The sequence below is a fragment of the Serratia sp. CY43202 genome (genome assembly GCF_052168755.1).
Lineage (GTDB): Bacteria > Pseudomonadota > Gammaproteobacteria > Enterobacterales > Enterobacteriaceae > Serratia > Serratia bockelmannii.
Genome location: NZ_JBJNMB010000002.1, coordinates 248445 through 263448 on the forward strand (window position 1 = coordinate 248445; position 15004 = coordinate 263448).

The following is a 15004-nucleotide window of genomic DNA, read 5'->3' on the forward strand; positions in this document are numbered from 1 at the left end:
AGTCATAGGTTACCGGTCCGTATGGCTGCGAATCGCCCAAAATTCCATGTCCAGCCCCGGGAATTCGCCGGCTAGGTGCAGGGCGAAGGCGCTGGATTTTTCCATCTGTTTCCACAGGTCGCCGCCTTTTTCCAGCTCGAAGTAGGTGTAGCCGGCGTGATAGGGGATCTGGCGCGGCGCAGCGGGCATGGTGCGCAGACCGATGCCCGGCAGCTGCAGCTGCACCAGATCGCGGATGCGCGTGACCGGGGCGATCTTCATCTGCGCCGGGAAATGGGTCAGCAACACCTCGGCGGCCACGTCGGCGCGCACTGCCAGCACGAAGCCAAAATCGCGCATCATTTTGGCGTCCTGCACGGTGGCGACGTTCAGCCCGTGGGAGCGTTCGACCAGCGTCAGCTGAATGGCGTTGTCTTCCAGCACCACCGACAGCCCCTGACGCAGCAGCAGCTTCAGCTTGCCGAAGCACAGCGCCAGGTTGTCGTGGTCATACACCGGCAGGCGGCCTTCCGGGGTGCGCTGCGCCGAGAAGCTGGCGAGCTCGGTGGCGAACTGCAGCCAATCGGCGAACAGGCGCTCCGGGTGCAGATGATCGAGGTGGTAGGCGTGGCTCACCTGGCCGAGATGGCGGTTGATCAGCTGCAGCAGCATGAAATCGACCATTTCGGAACTGCCGCCGCGGCCCGGCTGCAGCAGGCGCTGGCTCATCTGCTGGCTGCGCTGTTGCAGCAGGCCCTGCAGATCGTTGATGAAGGTTTTCAGTACCGGGTTGCCCTGGCAGTTCAGCATCGGCGGGATCTGCGTGGTATCGAGACGCAGGCTGTTGTCGCCGCGCTTTTCCAGCACGCGGGTCACGCCGAGCGCCGTCCATTCGGCGTTGAGCTCACTCTCCAGCATCAGCCGCAGGCGCAGGCGACCGAACTGCAAGGCCGCGCTGCCCACCGAGACGGCGTTGAGATCGTCGACTTCGTTCTCATAAGCCAGATAGCGCGCCAGCGCCTCCGGGCTTTCCTGAAAGATCACGTCTTCACGCCCCGCGCGGTAGGTCGGCAGAGCCAGCACCACGTTTTCACCGGTCTTGTTTTCAGCGATGGTCAGCGGCGCGGGTGCCTGCTGGGCGCCGGAGAAGCGAAACGGCGTGCCGTCCGGCATGATGCCGCTGGCGGCGTTGAGCGCAATCTTGCCCTGGCGCAGCAGCGTTTGGTCCAGATCCAGGGTGAGGAACCCCCAGAAACAGCCGCTGTGGGCCTGGCCCCAGTTGCGCATATAGCCTTCGAGATAGTTTTCCGCCTGCTGGAAATGGTGAGGGCGCAAAAACATCCCCTCAGTCCAGACAACCTTATGAGCATCTTTCATCATCACACCTATAGTTACTTCGCTTCAGCGCAGCGGTAGGTCAGTCGACCTTTTTTACGGGGCGCAGGCCACTCACGCCCGCGACGATATGCGCTTCCAGCTCATCCGGCGAGAATTGCCATACCTTGTAGAAATTGGTTTCGGTAGGTTCCGGCAGCGGCAGTGACATGCGCCAGGTCTTGCCGTCCAGATTTTGATATTCGGCGATCACGCCGATGTAACGTGCGTCCAATGCGCTTTGCCCACCGAGCTTCTTGCCGGTCTGGCCCGGCGTCAGGAAGAACTGATCGCTGTCCAGCAGGCTGTTGCCGAGCACGCTTTTGGCGTCGTTTTGCAGACTGAAGAAGTCGGCATCCATGAATTCCGCATCCGAACGCAGCAGCAGCACGCGAATTTTGATCGGCGCCGGTTGCGCGCCGGCGGCGGCGTTGACCTGGCGGTCAGCGTCAAACACCAGACTGTAACGCGACGGCACGCTTTTGGCGGAAGACATGCAGCCGCCGAGCGCCAGCGCGCCCAGCAGCAGAAACAGCATCCCGCACCAGCGGGAAGCGATAGGGGTCGTCATCATAGGAATCTCGTCGCCCGCAGGCGTGCTGACTACTGGAGGATCCAGGTGGCTGAGCCGGCGTTTTTACACGCCTTGCTGTCGCCGCCGACTTTGACGCAGTCCTGTTTGGCGGCGCGCGCGCGACGCGGCAGATCTTTGCGCAGCGTTGATTTGTAGCGCGCTTCCGGCACGCCGGCGTTGGCCTGGATATACCCCATCAGATCGCCCCCGCGGATGGCGGAGATCGCCAGCCAGTTGTTTTCCACTTCGCCCAGCGCGTAGAACGCGGCGGCGTTGTCCAGGCTGCCGACGGCGGTGCCGGTATAATTCGGGCTACTCATGATGCTGGCGGCATACAGGCTGCGGTACTCCTCACCGATCGGCTTGAACTGTTTCGGCGCGCTTACCGCGGCGCGGTGCTGCAGGGTGACGCCGTTGACTTCACTGCTGATGAGGGCGTCGTTATTGAGCGCCGGCGGCGGTGGCGGCGGGGTGGAACAACCGGCAAGCGTCAGGGCGGTCAGCAGCGTCAGGGTAATCCGTGTTTTCACAATGTCCTCTTTTTCTTGATTGAATGGCTGTGTAATAAGGCGCCGTCATCAGGGCGCAAGCAGCAACACTTTTAATTGGCTCGGCACGATGCGCATGCCGAGCGCGTTGGTGGAATTCTGCAGGCTGAGGCTGGTCAGCCGGGTGGCCGGAGTGCCTTTGAGCAACACGGTAAAGGCGCCGGTCAGGTGGCGGGATGGCCCCATCACCGTCCCGGAAGCGACACCGGTGGCTACGCCGGGGTTGTCGCCGTTGGTCAGGGGCGTTACCGTCGCCATGTTGTGCGCCGGGGTACCGACGAACAGAATGTTGAACGCGTTCGGGATGGCGGTCGGCGCGAGGGCGATATCCGGGTAGGGCACGGGCACCGGCGCCGGGCTTGGCGTCAGACAGACGTCGGGAAACGCCAGGTCCACGCCGATCATTTGGCTGTTGGCAAACATAAAAGGCCTCCGCAGGTTATCCGACGTGGATTTGTTCCGAATCCAGCTTGGTGATGTCTTTTGAGGTAATGAGCGTGTTGCGGGCATGAATGCGGGCGTAATCTTCCGCCTGATAATCCAGCTGCCCGGCGCGCACGTGCTCGGTTTGGCGCACTTTGCGGAACAGCGAATGGCTGATCTGGCTGACCGAATGCCACAGCGACTCGCAGCGTTTACCGACCAAACGGCTGATGCTGACGAAGGCCGACAGCTCTTCGCCGCTGTATTTCATCTTGTCGACGTGGCAGTCGCCGCTGTTCGCCTGCAGCGTCATGGCGTCGCCGCTCAGTTTCAGCGCCTGCGCGCTGTGCAACGACAGCGAGCCGTTCGGCGTTTCAATCTGCAGATCGCCTGCGACGCAGAGCCGCGCCGTGCTTTGCGGCTCTGCCCGCTCGAGGACGGCGATCGCCCACAGCTGGTGGCCGCAGCCGGCGACCAGCACGTTATCGCCGAGGGCCGGCGTCAGCAGGCAGCTCGCCGCCCGGCGACAATGCCAGCCACGACCTTCACATTCCACCACCAGACTGCCGTCCGGCAACAGGTTGACGACCTGGCCAGCGGCCTGTTGGGGCGGTGCGATGTTGACGGCGCGAGTTGTGTTGGCAACGCTCATGGTGATCCCCTCGTGAAGTGGTCAATGCATTCAGATTCGGCTCTGGCGCTGTGCGCTCCAGGTTTCGGCGGCGTACAGCTCTTCGTCGCTCTCGAGGATCCCGCTGCGATCGCTCCAGCGCGTTTGCTGCTGGTGGGCGCGATGCATACGGGTGCGCATAAAGCGCGCGCGCCGGAAATCGGCGGCGCCAATGTCGGCATAACAGAAGTCGGCGTAGGTCAGGTCGCTGTCGCTGAAATCACAACGCGCCGATCGGCTGTGCTGAAATACGCATTGATACAGGCGCGCCTGGCTGAAGTTGGCGGCATCCAACGTCGCTTCGCTGAAGATCGCCTGATCGAACTGCCCGCCGCGACACTGCGCCTGAGTCAGATTGGCCTCCAGCCACAGCGACTGCTGCGCCTGTACGCTGGTCAGGTTGGCGCGCCGCAGCGAAGCGCCCTTGAAATTGCTCTGGCGCAGCGTCGCCTGGCTGAAGTCGACGTCGTCCAATTGGTTATCGGTAAACTGGCAGGCGATCAGGCTCTGCCCGGCGTAACTTTTGCCGCGGTGGTCACATTCGAAAAACGTGACGCGGTCGAAGTTCACGCCTTCAAACTGCGTTTTACAGAGATTTAATCGAAAGAACGTGACAAGGCATAAGCGCGCCTGATTCAACATGGCGCCGTCGAGCGGGCTTTCGTAAAAGGTAGTGCGATCGTGCTGAGTGGCGGAAAAATTCGCGCCGGCCAATTGGCACGACATCCAGTGACTTTGGTTGAGCGACAGCCGGCTGAAGTCGCTCTGTTCAAGCCGACAATCGTTGAACATCGTCAGTTCGATATGGCTCTCGCTGAAGCGGCTGGCCGACATGGCGCACTGATTGAAGGCCGTTTGCTTCAGATCCGCCCGCGTAAATTGTGCGTGTTCGAGCTGGCAATCGCTGAAAACGCTGTCGCGCAGATCGCAGTCAGAGAAGTTCACGCCGTTCAGGTTCAGTTCGTTGAACATGCCGCCGGCCAAATCCAGACCGGCGAATGACAGACCGTGCAAGTCCTCTCCGGCGATCGGCTCGCCGCGTTTTACGCGCTGGCGTATCTGCTCTGGTTTTGAGGTCATACTTCCTTCCCGTTGTGGCGAGGCAATGTTTTCACCCTGGCGGTATAGGCTCTCTCTAGCCGGGTTGCCTGATCCACTTGCGACTGCGACAGGTCAGCCCGGAACAGATTGGCGCCCTGCAGGTCGGCGCCTGACAGCACACATTTTTGCAGGATAGCCGCAATGAAATTGGCATCGCGCAGGCTGGCGCGAGACAAATCGCTGCGGATGAACAGGCTGCCACTGCCGTTGGCCTGGCGGAAATCGGCCTCGTTCAATCGGGTTTCCGACAGATCGCAATTATTGAGGCGCGCACGGCTAAAATTGGCCCGCTGCAACGGCATCTGGCGTAAATTGCACTGGTTTAGCGTCGCGTCGCTGAAATCCGCCTGCGGCAACAGTGTCTTCGCTGCAAAGGCGCAGGCCGTGAGACGTGCGGCGTGGAAGCTGAGACTTTGCGTCTCGGTGTCAACCCAGGCGCAACTTTCCAGCCGCGCCTGACTGAAGTTCACCGCCAGCAACCGGCATTTGACGAAGCTGACTTTGTCGAGCCGGGCGTGGCTGAATGTCAGCTGCTCCAGCTGCAGTTCCATCAGGGTAATGTTGGCCAGCGTGGCGCGGCTGAAATCACATTGTCCGAGCAAGGTTTCGTATCCCAGCAAATCGCGTAATGACGCCATCGTGAAATCGCAGCGTTGAAACAACGTTTGCTGAATACTGGTCTCATGCAGCTGCGCGCCGCCGAAATCTGTCGCTTCGCATTTCGCCAGGGCCAAAGAGGCGTGGCTCAGATCGGCCTGCTGCAAGACGGCGCCGCTGAGATCGGCGCGCGCCAACATCGCCTCGCGAAGATCGCAACCCACCAGTCGGGTTTGGCGTAGATTGGCGTTTTCCAATAAAGCGCCGCGTAAGTTAGCCTGGCAGAGATCCATGCCGGACAGATCGGCGCCGGTGAGATCAAGGCCGCTGAGATCTTTATCGCGCAGCATGGCGGCGGCGACGCGTTGGCGAATGATTTGCGCCAGATCGCCACTTAAGCGCAGTGCAGGGCTTTGCGCCTGCGCTGACATTAAATACATTTGGTGCAGCGCGCGCTCGCTTTCCCCCAGCTGCTTCTCGCTGAACGCGTCGGGATGCTGGCGCGCCTCCTGGAACAGCAGATCGCGCTGCTGCTGGTAGCTTTCCGCACCGGAGGGCGACACGTGATCCCCTCCGGGGTTAAGCGGATCGATACCCTCGGCGTGCGCCAGCTTGAGCATGTCCTGATACTGCACCTCGGCCTGGCTTTCCAGACGCTCGACGAATTCGGCGAGTTGGTCCAGCTTCGGCGGCGCTTCTTGCGACGGTAGCGGGAACAGTTCATCGATGTCCTGGCCTTCACGCAGCAGGCGCTGGCGATGCTCTTCGCGCTGCTGGTGCTCGTAGGCGGCGATATTTTCCGCCATTGGGCTTTGCTGCGTCGGCGTTTCCGTATCCAGCCAGGCACCGATGCACGCCTCCGGCAGCAATTCTTGTTCGCGAAAAGCGTGCAAAGCACCCTGTTCTTTATCCAGCCGCTGGGCCAACACCTGCCGATAATGCGCGGTGGAACGGGGCTCCCCTTCGGTTTCCAGGGCCGGCATCAGTTGCATCACGTCGGCGGCATCGTCCTCATTGATGCGCGCGCTACCCTGATAGATCAACAGCATCTGTTCCCGATGCGGGAAGAACCAGACGGTGGTATGGCGCATCGCGATCTCTTCGAAATGCGTTTCACCGCCGCGCAGTCGGTTGATGAAGCAGCGCGCGCGCCACGGCGGTAAATGCCCTTGCTGCACCGGTTCTGAAGGGTGCATATTCCAAATCCGATAGGCAGCCCGCGGCGGCAAGCTATCACGTTGAGGAAACTGCTGATCGCTTTCTGCCATGTTGAACAGGCGCCAGTCGATATCGTTGGCGAAGCCGGGAAAGCCGTGCTTCAACCAGTCGGCGTCGTAGTTTTTACCGATGCGGGAGAAGCGACGCGGCCAGGTGATATCCAGCGCGTCAAAGCTTGCCGGCTGGGCGCTTTGCCGAGGAGACGCAAGGCGTCCCTGCAGCGGTTCAACATTGGGTAGGCGATGGATGCGGCCCTGCGGAAATGTTTCGGGAGTGGCGCCGATGCCGTGCGGATTATCGGCGAACTGAGTACCGCCGTAAGCCCGGCGCCAGTCCAGACGCATTTCTGCAAAGGGTAGAGGCGTGGAGGGACGATCGTTGATCCAATGGCGATCGCCGAAAACCACCAGCGTTTTCTCCAGCGAATCAAACTGGATCTTCACGGCGCAGGCGGTTTTGTCTTGTTGATGGTGGGTGTAGGCGTTGCCAGTGGCGAGAAACTCCGCACAGGCTTTTGGGATAGCCAGATCGAGCACGCCGCCACTTAACGTAAGTTCGTCGGCGGCCAACTGCCACAGTTCCGGTTCGGGGCGCAGACGCGGGGAGGCCCCCATGTCGGCCAAGGCCAAAACGGAAACGCCCAGATGATTTTGCCCTTGCCAAGAGAAGGGGCGATGAAGCGCGCTGAGGCGCAGAGGTTTTACGACTTTCATTGTGTGTGTAAAGCTTCCTGTGGATATCAGCTGGCAGCCAGGCTGCTTGCTCAAAAACAATCCGTTTTTCGGTTTAATAGATATCAGGCTATGTCACAACAGATGAAGAAAACGATGCGGCGTTCAGCGCCGATCGCTAATGCGGGGAGAGTCCCACTTCGAAATGGATGATCAAGAGGACAGTGCGTTGTCCTTCCCGTTTATTCCGCGAGCCAGCAGCACGGCGGCGACGGACAATGACGCGGCGATCGCCTTGGCGGTAAATTGGCCGGTGCTCTCCAGGTGATAGGGCGCAAAAAATCCGACGCCGGCGGTGCTCAGAACCAGCAGCGCGACGAGCGCCGCAAAACAGGGCAGCTCTATCGCCAGCGTCAGTCTGCCGGGTGTCGCCGCACCGAGGTAACGCATCAAAAAACCGGGCAAAATCAGGAACCCGATCAGCTCTGCGGGAGCATTCACCGCAGACATCACCTGCTGATTGTATTTCAGGAGCGCCAGCATCAGCGCGACAAAGATCAGCAACCGCATGGGCAACGCGGCCGTTCGGCTTGCCGACAAAAAGGTTTTGCCGATCGCGGCGAGCAATACGCAGCCGACCAGGATGCCAAAGACGGTAAACAGGATCTGTCCCCAGAGGCTGTCCTGTGTCGAAAAGGCAATGAACGCGCCCATCGTGACACTTCCTTATGCAAGGTGATTTAGCGAACTGATGAACGATAAGCCGTTTGCAGAACGTTGAAATCGGATCGCGTGATTGAGGGATCCTTTTCGCTTAAAGCCGGGAAAGCTCTTCGATCACCGCTTTTTTGGGGTTCTTCGGGTCGTACTTTATCGCGGTGAAATGGCCCGGTTGATAACGCGGCAGATCCACGACGCTGATCGGGCCTTTCGCCACGGCCGTATGGTTTTTTCCGTCTTGGGCGATGTACTTGACTTCGACTTCGCAGACCGGCCGATTTCCGTCCCACAGGTTGGTCTGGCGAATGCTGACGATTTGCCCGGAAGCGGAAATACCGTTCTCCATCACGCTGAGGGAAGAACCGATATGTTTGAAATAACCCCAGATATCGACCGTGATGAATTTGAAAAAACCCACCAGACTGAGGATGGGAGCCAATAAAATCAACCCGATAACGGTGAAAACATTTTTGGCCTTCGACATGGGAGTCCCTTTACAAGAAGATCGCCAGCGCCTTGGTGCTCAATCGTAAGGCACCGTTGGTGACCAGCGCGCCAAGCTGAGTGAACGTCATGGGATCATTACTGAGCTTGAAATTGGTTTTGCTGATCGACAGCGGGTTATGCGAGATATCCAGCATCGTGTGTTTAAGGCTGGTCGCCGTCAACGAAAGATTGGAGCCGTAGAAGGCAAAATTGGCCCCGGTCGCCACCCATTTCCAGCCGTGGCAGTTATCTTTCCAGTTCGGCGTTTGTACCGAGACGCCATCCGCACTGGTGATATCAATGGTTTTCGCCTTGATGGTCAGCGTGCCGGTGATCGTCGTGTTCTGGTTATTATTATAGGTTTCGGTGACATCCCCGCTCACGGTAGCGGTCTGGCCGCCCGCTTCAATCGTCAGGACTTGCCCGCCGGCAGTAATGGTGGTGTGCTGACCGCCGGCGGTGATGTTGACGGTCTGCCCCTGCTTGATGGTGCTGGTCTGTTGCCCTTCGGTAATGTCGAGGGTCTGGTTGCCTTTCACCGTGACATGCTGGGTTTGCGTAATGTTTTGCGTCTGCGCGCCGTCAAGCTTGAAAGACTGATTGCCGGTGATGTCGATTTTATCGCCGCCGTCGATAATCGTCAGGTCGCGGCCGCCTTTGATGTTCACCGTCTGGTGAGCGTTCAGGTTGGCGGTGTCCAGCCCATTGACGGTCGTCGTGCGTTTCGCTTTGTACAGGAACGTGGCGTCGCCGGTGACGGTGTCGTCCTGCTGGCGCCCGATGGTGGTGGTGCGACTGCCGTCAATATTGACGTTCTTGTCGTTTTCCACCGTCATGTTCATGTTGCGTTCGGCATGCATGTCGAACGATTCGTTGCCGGGCGAGTCTTCCAGGAACAGGAAGCTGGCGTTGTCGGCGCCGCCGCCTTTACTGCGGCTCATAAAGCCCATTTTAGTGGCGTCGCCGGGCAGATCCCACGGCGGCATGCTGTCTTCGTTGTAAACGCGGCCGGTGATGATAGGGCGATCCGGATCGCCGTTGATAAAGTCGACCACCACTTCCTCACCCACGCGCGGGATCTGGATCCCACCGTATTTCCAGCCGGCCCAGGCGCTCGAGACGCGCACCCAACAGGAACTGGTTTCATTGCCGCTGCCGTGGCGATCCCAACGGAATTTGAGTTTCACCCGGCCATATTTATCGGTCCAGATGCTTTCGCCTTCCGGGCCCACTACTTCGGCAGTTTGCGGGCCGTGGGTTTTCGGCCAAGGCGTGGTGCGCGCCGGGCGCCAATTGATGTCCGCCGGAACGACCTGAAATTCGGTTCGCTGCTCGCCAACATCATTATCGTTGCTGGCGTAGCTGTTTTCCTGCATGAAGTACTGCGCGCTGACCACCAGGTAGGCGCGGTTGTCTTCCATACGCGGCGCCTGGGTCAGTTGAAAACGGTAGCCGGGCGCAATGCCCTGCGAATTGCCTTCGCCGCTCATCTGCTCGTGCTGCGCTTCGAACTCCTGTTGGCGAACCTTGACGTAAAACTGGCCGTGGGCGTGATCGGTATAGCGACCGGGCCAGTCGAACACCTCGGCTTTGTCCTGCGCGAACGAGGCGGGATTCTGCCGGGCCTCCAGCAACCGCGCGCGTGGCTTACGAAAATCGTAGTCATCCAGGCTATAGAGGCTGGGCGTGATGGCGTCAGAAACGCTCCAGCTATTGATGCTGTCCTTGTTTTCCACCAGGCCACCTTCCGCGAGCTGGTAGGGAATGCTGGCGTAGCCGGCGAGTTCCTGATGGGCCGCCGGCGCGTCAGCCAGCACCAGCGTATGGCCGTCTTGCTGGTGCGTGAAATAATAATAGATGCCTTCGTGTTCCATCAGACGGCTGATGAAATCGAAATCGCTCTCCTGATACTGCACGCAGTATCCCCAGATGCGGTAGTCGTAACTCAGGCGGTTATCGATTTTCACCTGATACTGCCCCAGCACCTGAGTCAGGATGTCGGGAACGGTTTTTTCCTGGTGGATGCGAAAATCGCGGTTTTGCGTCAGATACCACAGCGTGGGGCGCAGCACGGCGCGGTAGATATAGTAACGGTTGCCGCCAGCTTCTCGGCCGGAGAGGGTCATGCGCGTGATATTGCCGTTGAGATAACGCGGTGCCAACGGATTGCCCCGCAGCTCCAGCGTGATTTTTTGTCCCAGCAGCGCTTTCAGATCGAGCCGATTGTCGGGGCTGAGCAACTCGACGTCGAACTCGAACAATCCGGCCAGTTTTTCCTCGCCGGAAAGGCTTCTGAACAACAGCTGATGGGAGGGCAAGGGCGTGTGCGCAATGATAAGACGATCCATACTATTCCCCGCTTTAGGCATAGCTACCGCACGAGAATTGACGCGCGATCCCGATGGCGTATCTGTCACGAATAGAGACAGGAACTGACGAAAGATTTAACAAAGTTTACACAAAGGCACGATTTGTGCAGTCTACAATAGAGCTCTGCATTTGCAAAATAGCCTTGTGGATCAATGCTTAATTCGTTAACTTGCTCACGATCTTGTTTTTTATTATCTAAAACATATAGATGCGAGCAGATCATTTTTTATCTAAAATTATTGGGAAATTGGTAATACCAAAGAATAAATGTGTAACACATAAGCCAACGTGCTTATAAAACAACTCTTTTTTTACGTAAAAAAAGTCGCTGACTGTTTTTTATCCTTACCATTTGCCAGTTAAAGATGATCAAATATATAAATTTGGCGAATGTTAATTCGGATGATTCCTATTTGGTGGGCGTCCCAGGGCCCACCGACGGGCCTGGGAACATGCGTTTGAACGGTTGAAAATGCAGCGAATACCGTCGTTAACGTGGAGAGGAGTCGAAGGAGAGTTGACCTACCAGCTCGCAGAGCCAGATTAACGCCGGGTCGCGTTGCGCCTGCCGGCCGGCGATCAGCTCAATGGGGAAAGGCGCGATGGCCAACTCGTCAGGCAGCGGGAGAATGCGTACGCGTTGCGGATCGGAAAAATGCCGGGCCGCGCTGGCGGCCAGCGTGGCGATCAGATCGCTGTCGGCGACCACGGCCGGCAGAGCGGCAATATGTGAAAAGGTCACGGCGACGCGCCGCTGACCGCCGATTTCCGCCAGACGCCGGTCGACCAGCCCTCTGGCAGAGCCATCGTCTGCCGGTGCGTACAGCCCATGCGGCAGGCTGAGGTAGCGTGCCAGATCCCAGCGGCCATCCGCCAGCTGTGGGTGTGAACGGCTGGCGATACACACCAGATGCTCTTCAAACAACGTGCGCACATAGTGGCTCTCCGCACCGGAAAGGTGCCCTCCCAGCGCGATATCCACCTCGCCGCGATCCAGTTGCCGATAAATATTGTGGCGATCCAGACGCGAAACGCGAATATCGATGCCGGGGGCGGTCTGACGCAACCGGCTGATGAGGGTGGGCAGCAGCAAGATATCGGCATAGTCGCCGGCCGCCAGCGTAAAACGCCGCTGCCCGGCGGTAGCCGGATCGAAACGGGCAGGGGGGGCCAACGCCAGATGGATCTGTTCAAGCACCTGCTGTATTTGCGGCATCAATTGGTGGGCGCGCGGCGTGGGTGACATGCCGCCGCCGCTGCGCACAAACAGGGGATCGTTGAGAAGAATGCGCAGCCGCGCCAATGCATTGCTGACGGAGGGCTGAGCGCGGTTAAGACGCCGGCCTGCGGCGGTGACGTTGCGCGTCTGATACAACGCCTCAAACACCACCAGCAAGTTGAGATCGACGCTGGCTAAATTCATTTTATGAATACTCTATATACAGATAATCCATTTCCAGAATCATACTGTGTTCTTTAGGCTGAAAGCACACAAATTTAGCCTTCAATCAGGGGAAATGATGAACAAAGTCTTGGTCACCGGCATTGAGCCGTTCGATGGTGATGCGGTGAATCCTTCCTGGCAAATTGCGCAGGCGCTGGCCGGTGAACATATTGCCGGCGCGGAGATCGCGGTGCTCGAGCTGCCCTGCGTATTGGGCGTGGCCAATCAGCAATTGATCGCGGCGATTGAGGCGCTGCAGCCGCTGGCGGTGATTTGTCTGGGCCTGGCCGGCGGCCGGGCCGAGATTTCGCTGGAACGGGTGGCCATCAATCTGATCGATGCCCGCATTCCCGACAATGCCGGTAAACAGCCGATCGACGTACCGGTGGTGGCGGGCGGGCCGGTAGGGTATTTTAGCACGTTGCCGGTGAAGGCCGCAGTGCAGCAGCTGCGCCGACAGGGGATCCCGGCGGCGGTTTCTTATACGGCAGGTACCTATAACTGCAACCATATTTTTTACGGTCTGCGGCACTATCTGGAGACGCAGCACGTGAGTGTCAGGGGTGGATTCGTACATATTCCGTACAGTCATGAACTGGCGGCGTCCCATCCGGGCAAGCCGAGCATGGCGCTGGCGACGATGGTGGAAGCGGTGCGCACGGTCGTACAGGTGACGCTGACGGTAGAGGAAGATGTGCGATTCGGCGACGGCGCCGTACATTAAAAGCAGGGCGTGGTGTACCACGCCCTGCTACGGGTTATTCGTCGGCGACGCGGATCACCAGTTTGCCGAAGTTTTTGCCCTGCAGCAGGCCGATAAACGCCTGCGGCGCCTGCTCCAGCCCATCAACGATGTCCTCGCGGAACTTGATTTTCCCCTGTTCGACCCAACTGCTCATTTGTTGCAAGAATTCGTCAAAGCGTGAGCCGTAGTCGTCGAAGATGATAAAGCCCTGCATGCGGATGCGTTTGCGCAGGATCAGCCCTTCCAGCAGGGGCAAGCGGTCCGGCCCCGCAGGTAATCCGGTGGCATTGTAATGGGCGATGATGCCGCACACCGGAATGCGTGCTTTGGTGTTCAACAGCGGCAGCACGGCGTCGAACACCGCCCCACCGACGTTTTCGTAATAGATGTCGATGCCTTTTGGGCAGGCGGCCGCCAGCTGTTCGGCAAAGTCAGGGGCGCGGTGATCGAGACAGGCGTCGAAACCCAACTCTTCCACCACATAGCGGCATTTTTCCGCACCGCCGGCGACGCCGACGACGCGGCAGCCTTTCAGCTTCCCGATTTGGCCGACCACCGAACCGACCGCACCGCTGGCGGCGGCGACCACCAGCGTTTCACCTGCCTGCGGTTGGCCGATGTCGAGCAACCCCATGTAAGCGGTAAATCCCGGCATGCCCAGCACGCCCAGCAGGCGGGAAGGATGCGGCAGGTGCGGGCCTAGGTTGCGCAGGCCGCTGCCGTCAGACAGGGCGTAATCCTGCCAGCCGTCATAACCCAACACCCAATCGCCGACGTTGAAATCGGGATGCTGTGAAGCCGCCACGCGCGATACCGTACCGCCCACCATGACCTGACCGATCTCCACCGGCGGCGCGTAGGAGGGGGCATCGCTCATGCGCCCGCGCATATAAGGATCCAGCGACAGATAAACAGTGCGCAGCACCAGCTGCCCGGCGGCGGGCTGCGGTGCGGGGACGGTATCGAGACGGAAGTTGGCCGCCGTCGGTTCGCCGTGCGGACGCGAAGCCAGCAGGAAGCGGCGGTTCTGTTGAGAAGGGGACATCGAAAGCTCCTTTGCGTTGCGACAAACAAGATTCGTTAAGCCTAGTCCAGGGGCGGCAAGGCAACGTTACCGAATGTGCTTAGCCTTAGAGCGGAACGATCAGCACGTCGATATGGCTGATATTGATAAAGCGGGCGGCGGAACAGGAGACCTTATTCATCATGCCGTCGCGATGGTTGCCGCAGAGCAGCAGGTCGAACGGCTGACGGCGGCTGGCGTATTCCAGGCTATCACCCAGCTCGCCGTGCACGATCAACGTATCGGCGATCGGGTAACCGGCGCGTTGACGCAGTTCCTCCATAAACAGCCGGGTTTCCTCCTCCATCAACGTGCGTAAATCGCCCAGCATTGGCCCGGCGAAATTATTGTACATTTCCGGGTTGGCGAGCGTGCTCAGCAAGGTGATGCTGCCGCTGTAAGGGCGGACGATGGAGACGGCCTTTTCCACCAGACGGTGGCTGTCAGGGGCAACGGCAACGGTGACCAGAACGTTTTGATACCCCATATCCTACTCCTTGTTGTATCCATCGTGTTTCAGGCTGCCGCATCGGTGGCCTTGGTGGAAGTCTTGCGTCGGATAAAGGGTAGAACCTGGCGGGTGGAATAAATGTGTTTCGCATCACGCGCGGCAATAAAAGCTGAATTTGCACCGGTTATATAGCAATAAAAGATAAAACCGTTGCCGCACGTAATTTCACTGAATTAAAGCACCTGCGTCCACAGCGTTTTCGGCACTTTGCCCAGATCGAACAGTTTACCGGCAACCAGCTCAGCGCGACGGTGGTCGGCAGCGCGGTACATATTGCTCATTTCTGTATCATTTTCAATGGAGTAGTTCAGTTTGTCGTACACCTTCTCCAGGCTGTCCAAAGAGGAGCATTTACGGAATGTCAGCAGATATTCGAGCGTATCGGTCATGATTAAAATATAGCCTGTTAATAGTTAAAGCCGGGTGAATAACACATCGGCGGCTCACGGCGACGCCGTCGAGGTAGCGATGTACGACCTGACAAAAATCATTTCAAGTAGATAAATTGCA

At 58.8% G+C, this 15004-nt stretch carries 15 protein-coding genes; 1 reads left to right on the top strand and 14 read right to left on the bottom strand.

Features of this window, described 5'->3' with window-relative positions; translation table 11 throughout:
* Nucleotides 1-9: 9 nt before the first annotated feature.
* From tssK to ACJ8J5_RS03025, 11 genes are all read right to left on the bottom strand, one after another.
* Nucleotides 10-1356: a type VI secretion system baseplate subunit TssK gene (gene tssK / locus ACJ8J5_RS02975; protein ID WP_414104411.1), complete on the bottom strand. Its 1347-nt coding sequence runs from the start codon at nucleotides 1354-1356 to the stop codon at nucleotides 10-12.
* Between the two features lie 40 nt (nucleotides 1357-1396).
* Nucleotides 1397-1927 carry a type VI secretion system lipoprotein TssJ gene (tssJ, locus tag ACJ8J5_RS02980; protein WP_049209066.1) on the bottom strand — a complete coding sequence of 177 codons (531 nt, stop codon included), beginning with the start codon at nucleotides 1925-1927 and terminating at the stop codon, nucleotides 1397-1399.
* A gap of 29 nt (nucleotides 1928-1956) precedes the next feature.
* Nucleotides 1957-2457 carry a type VI secretion system accessory protein TagV gene (tagV, locus tag ACJ8J5_RS02985; RefSeq protein ID WP_025303285.1) on the bottom strand — a complete coding sequence of 167 codons (501 nt, stop codon included), beginning with the start codon at nucleotides 2455-2457 and terminating at the stop codon, nucleotides 1957-1959.
* Between the two features lie 48 nt (nucleotides 2458-2505).
* Nucleotides 2506-2898, bottom strand: coding sequence for a DUF4150 domain-containing protein (locus tag ACJ8J5_RS02990; protein ID WP_004934933.1), 393 nt, complete (start codon nucleotides 2896-2898; stop codon nucleotides 2506-2508).
* Nucleotides 2899-2914: 16 nt separating this feature from the next.
* Nucleotides 2915-3550, bottom strand: a complete 636-nt coding sequence (locus tag ACJ8J5_RS02995) for a DUF3540 domain-containing protein (protein WP_025303284.1) — start codon at nucleotides 3548-3550, stop codon at nucleotides 2915-2917.
* A 30-nt stretch (nucleotides 3551-3580) separates the two neighbouring features.
* Nucleotides 3581-4648, bottom strand: a complete 1068-nt coding sequence (locus tag ACJ8J5_RS03000) for a pentapeptide repeat-containing protein (protein WP_043138675.1) — start codon at nucleotides 4646-4648, stop codon at nucleotides 3581-3583.
* Entirely contained in the window at nucleotides 4645-7197 is a 2553-nt protein-coding gene (locus ACJ8J5_RS03005; protein ID WP_173890274.1) for a DUF2169 family type VI secretion system accessory protein, read from the bottom strand. The genes ACJ8J5_RS03000 and ACJ8J5_RS03005 overlap by 4 nt, the downstream gene beginning before the upstream one ends.
* A gap of 171 nt (nucleotides 7198-7368) precedes the next feature.
* On the bottom strand, nucleotides 7369-7869 hold the full coding sequence (locus ACJ8J5_RS03010) for a hypothetical protein (RefSeq protein WP_197780463.1): 501 nt from the start codon (nucleotides 7867-7869) through the stop codon (nucleotides 7369-7371).
* Between the two features lie 100 nt (nucleotides 7870-7969).
* A complete protein-coding gene (locus ACJ8J5_RS03015) occupies nucleotides 7970-8359 on the bottom strand; it encodes a DUF3592 domain-containing protein (RefSeq protein WP_025303280.1) in 390 nt (129 codons plus the stop codon).
* Nucleotides 8360-8369: 10 nt separating this feature from the next.
* Nucleotides 8370-10709 carry a type VI secretion system Vgr family protein gene (locus tag ACJ8J5_RS03020; protein ID WP_311271758.1) on the bottom strand — a complete coding sequence of 780 codons (2340 nt, stop codon included), beginning with the start codon at nucleotides 10707-10709 and terminating at the stop codon, nucleotides 8370-8372.
* A 512-nt stretch (nucleotides 10710-11221) separates the two neighbouring features.
* Entirely contained in the window at nucleotides 11222-12154 is a 933-nt protein-coding gene (locus ACJ8J5_RS03025) for a LysR family transcriptional regulator (RefSeq protein WP_025303278.1), read from the bottom strand.
* Nucleotides 12155-12251: 97 nt separating this feature from the next.
* Between ACJ8J5_RS03025 and pcp the strand changes: the two genes are divergently transcribed.
* A complete protein-coding gene (pcp, locus tag ACJ8J5_RS03030; RefSeq protein WP_025303277.1) occupies nucleotides 12252-12899 on the top strand; it encodes a pyroglutamyl-peptidase I in 648 nt (215 codons plus the stop codon).
* A gap of 34 nt (nucleotides 12900-12933) precedes the next feature.
* On the opposite strand, the gene ACJ8J5_RS03035 is transcribed toward pcp, so the two are convergent.
* From ACJ8J5_RS03035 to ydgT, 3 genes are all read right to left on the bottom strand, one after another.
* Nucleotides 12934-13965, bottom strand: coding sequence for an NADP-dependent oxidoreductase (locus ACJ8J5_RS03035; protein ID WP_025303276.1), 1032 nt, complete (start codon nucleotides 13963-13965; stop codon nucleotides 12934-12936).
* An 85-nt stretch (nucleotides 13966-14050) separates the two neighbouring features.
* Nucleotides 14051-14470 (bottom strand): universal stress protein UspC, encoded by a 420-nt coding sequence (uspC, locus tag ACJ8J5_RS03040; protein WP_025303275.1) that lies wholly within the window; start codon nucleotides 14468-14470, stop codon nucleotides 14051-14053.
* A gap of 197 nt (nucleotides 14471-14667) precedes the next feature.
* The gene (ydgT, locus tag ACJ8J5_RS03045) at nucleotides 14668-14883 is read right to left on the bottom strand and encodes a transcription modulator YdgT (protein WP_025303274.1); all 216 of its coding nucleotides are present in this window, start codon (nucleotides 14881-14883) and stop codon (nucleotides 14668-14670) included.
* Nucleotides 14884-15004 lie beyond the last annotated feature (121 nt).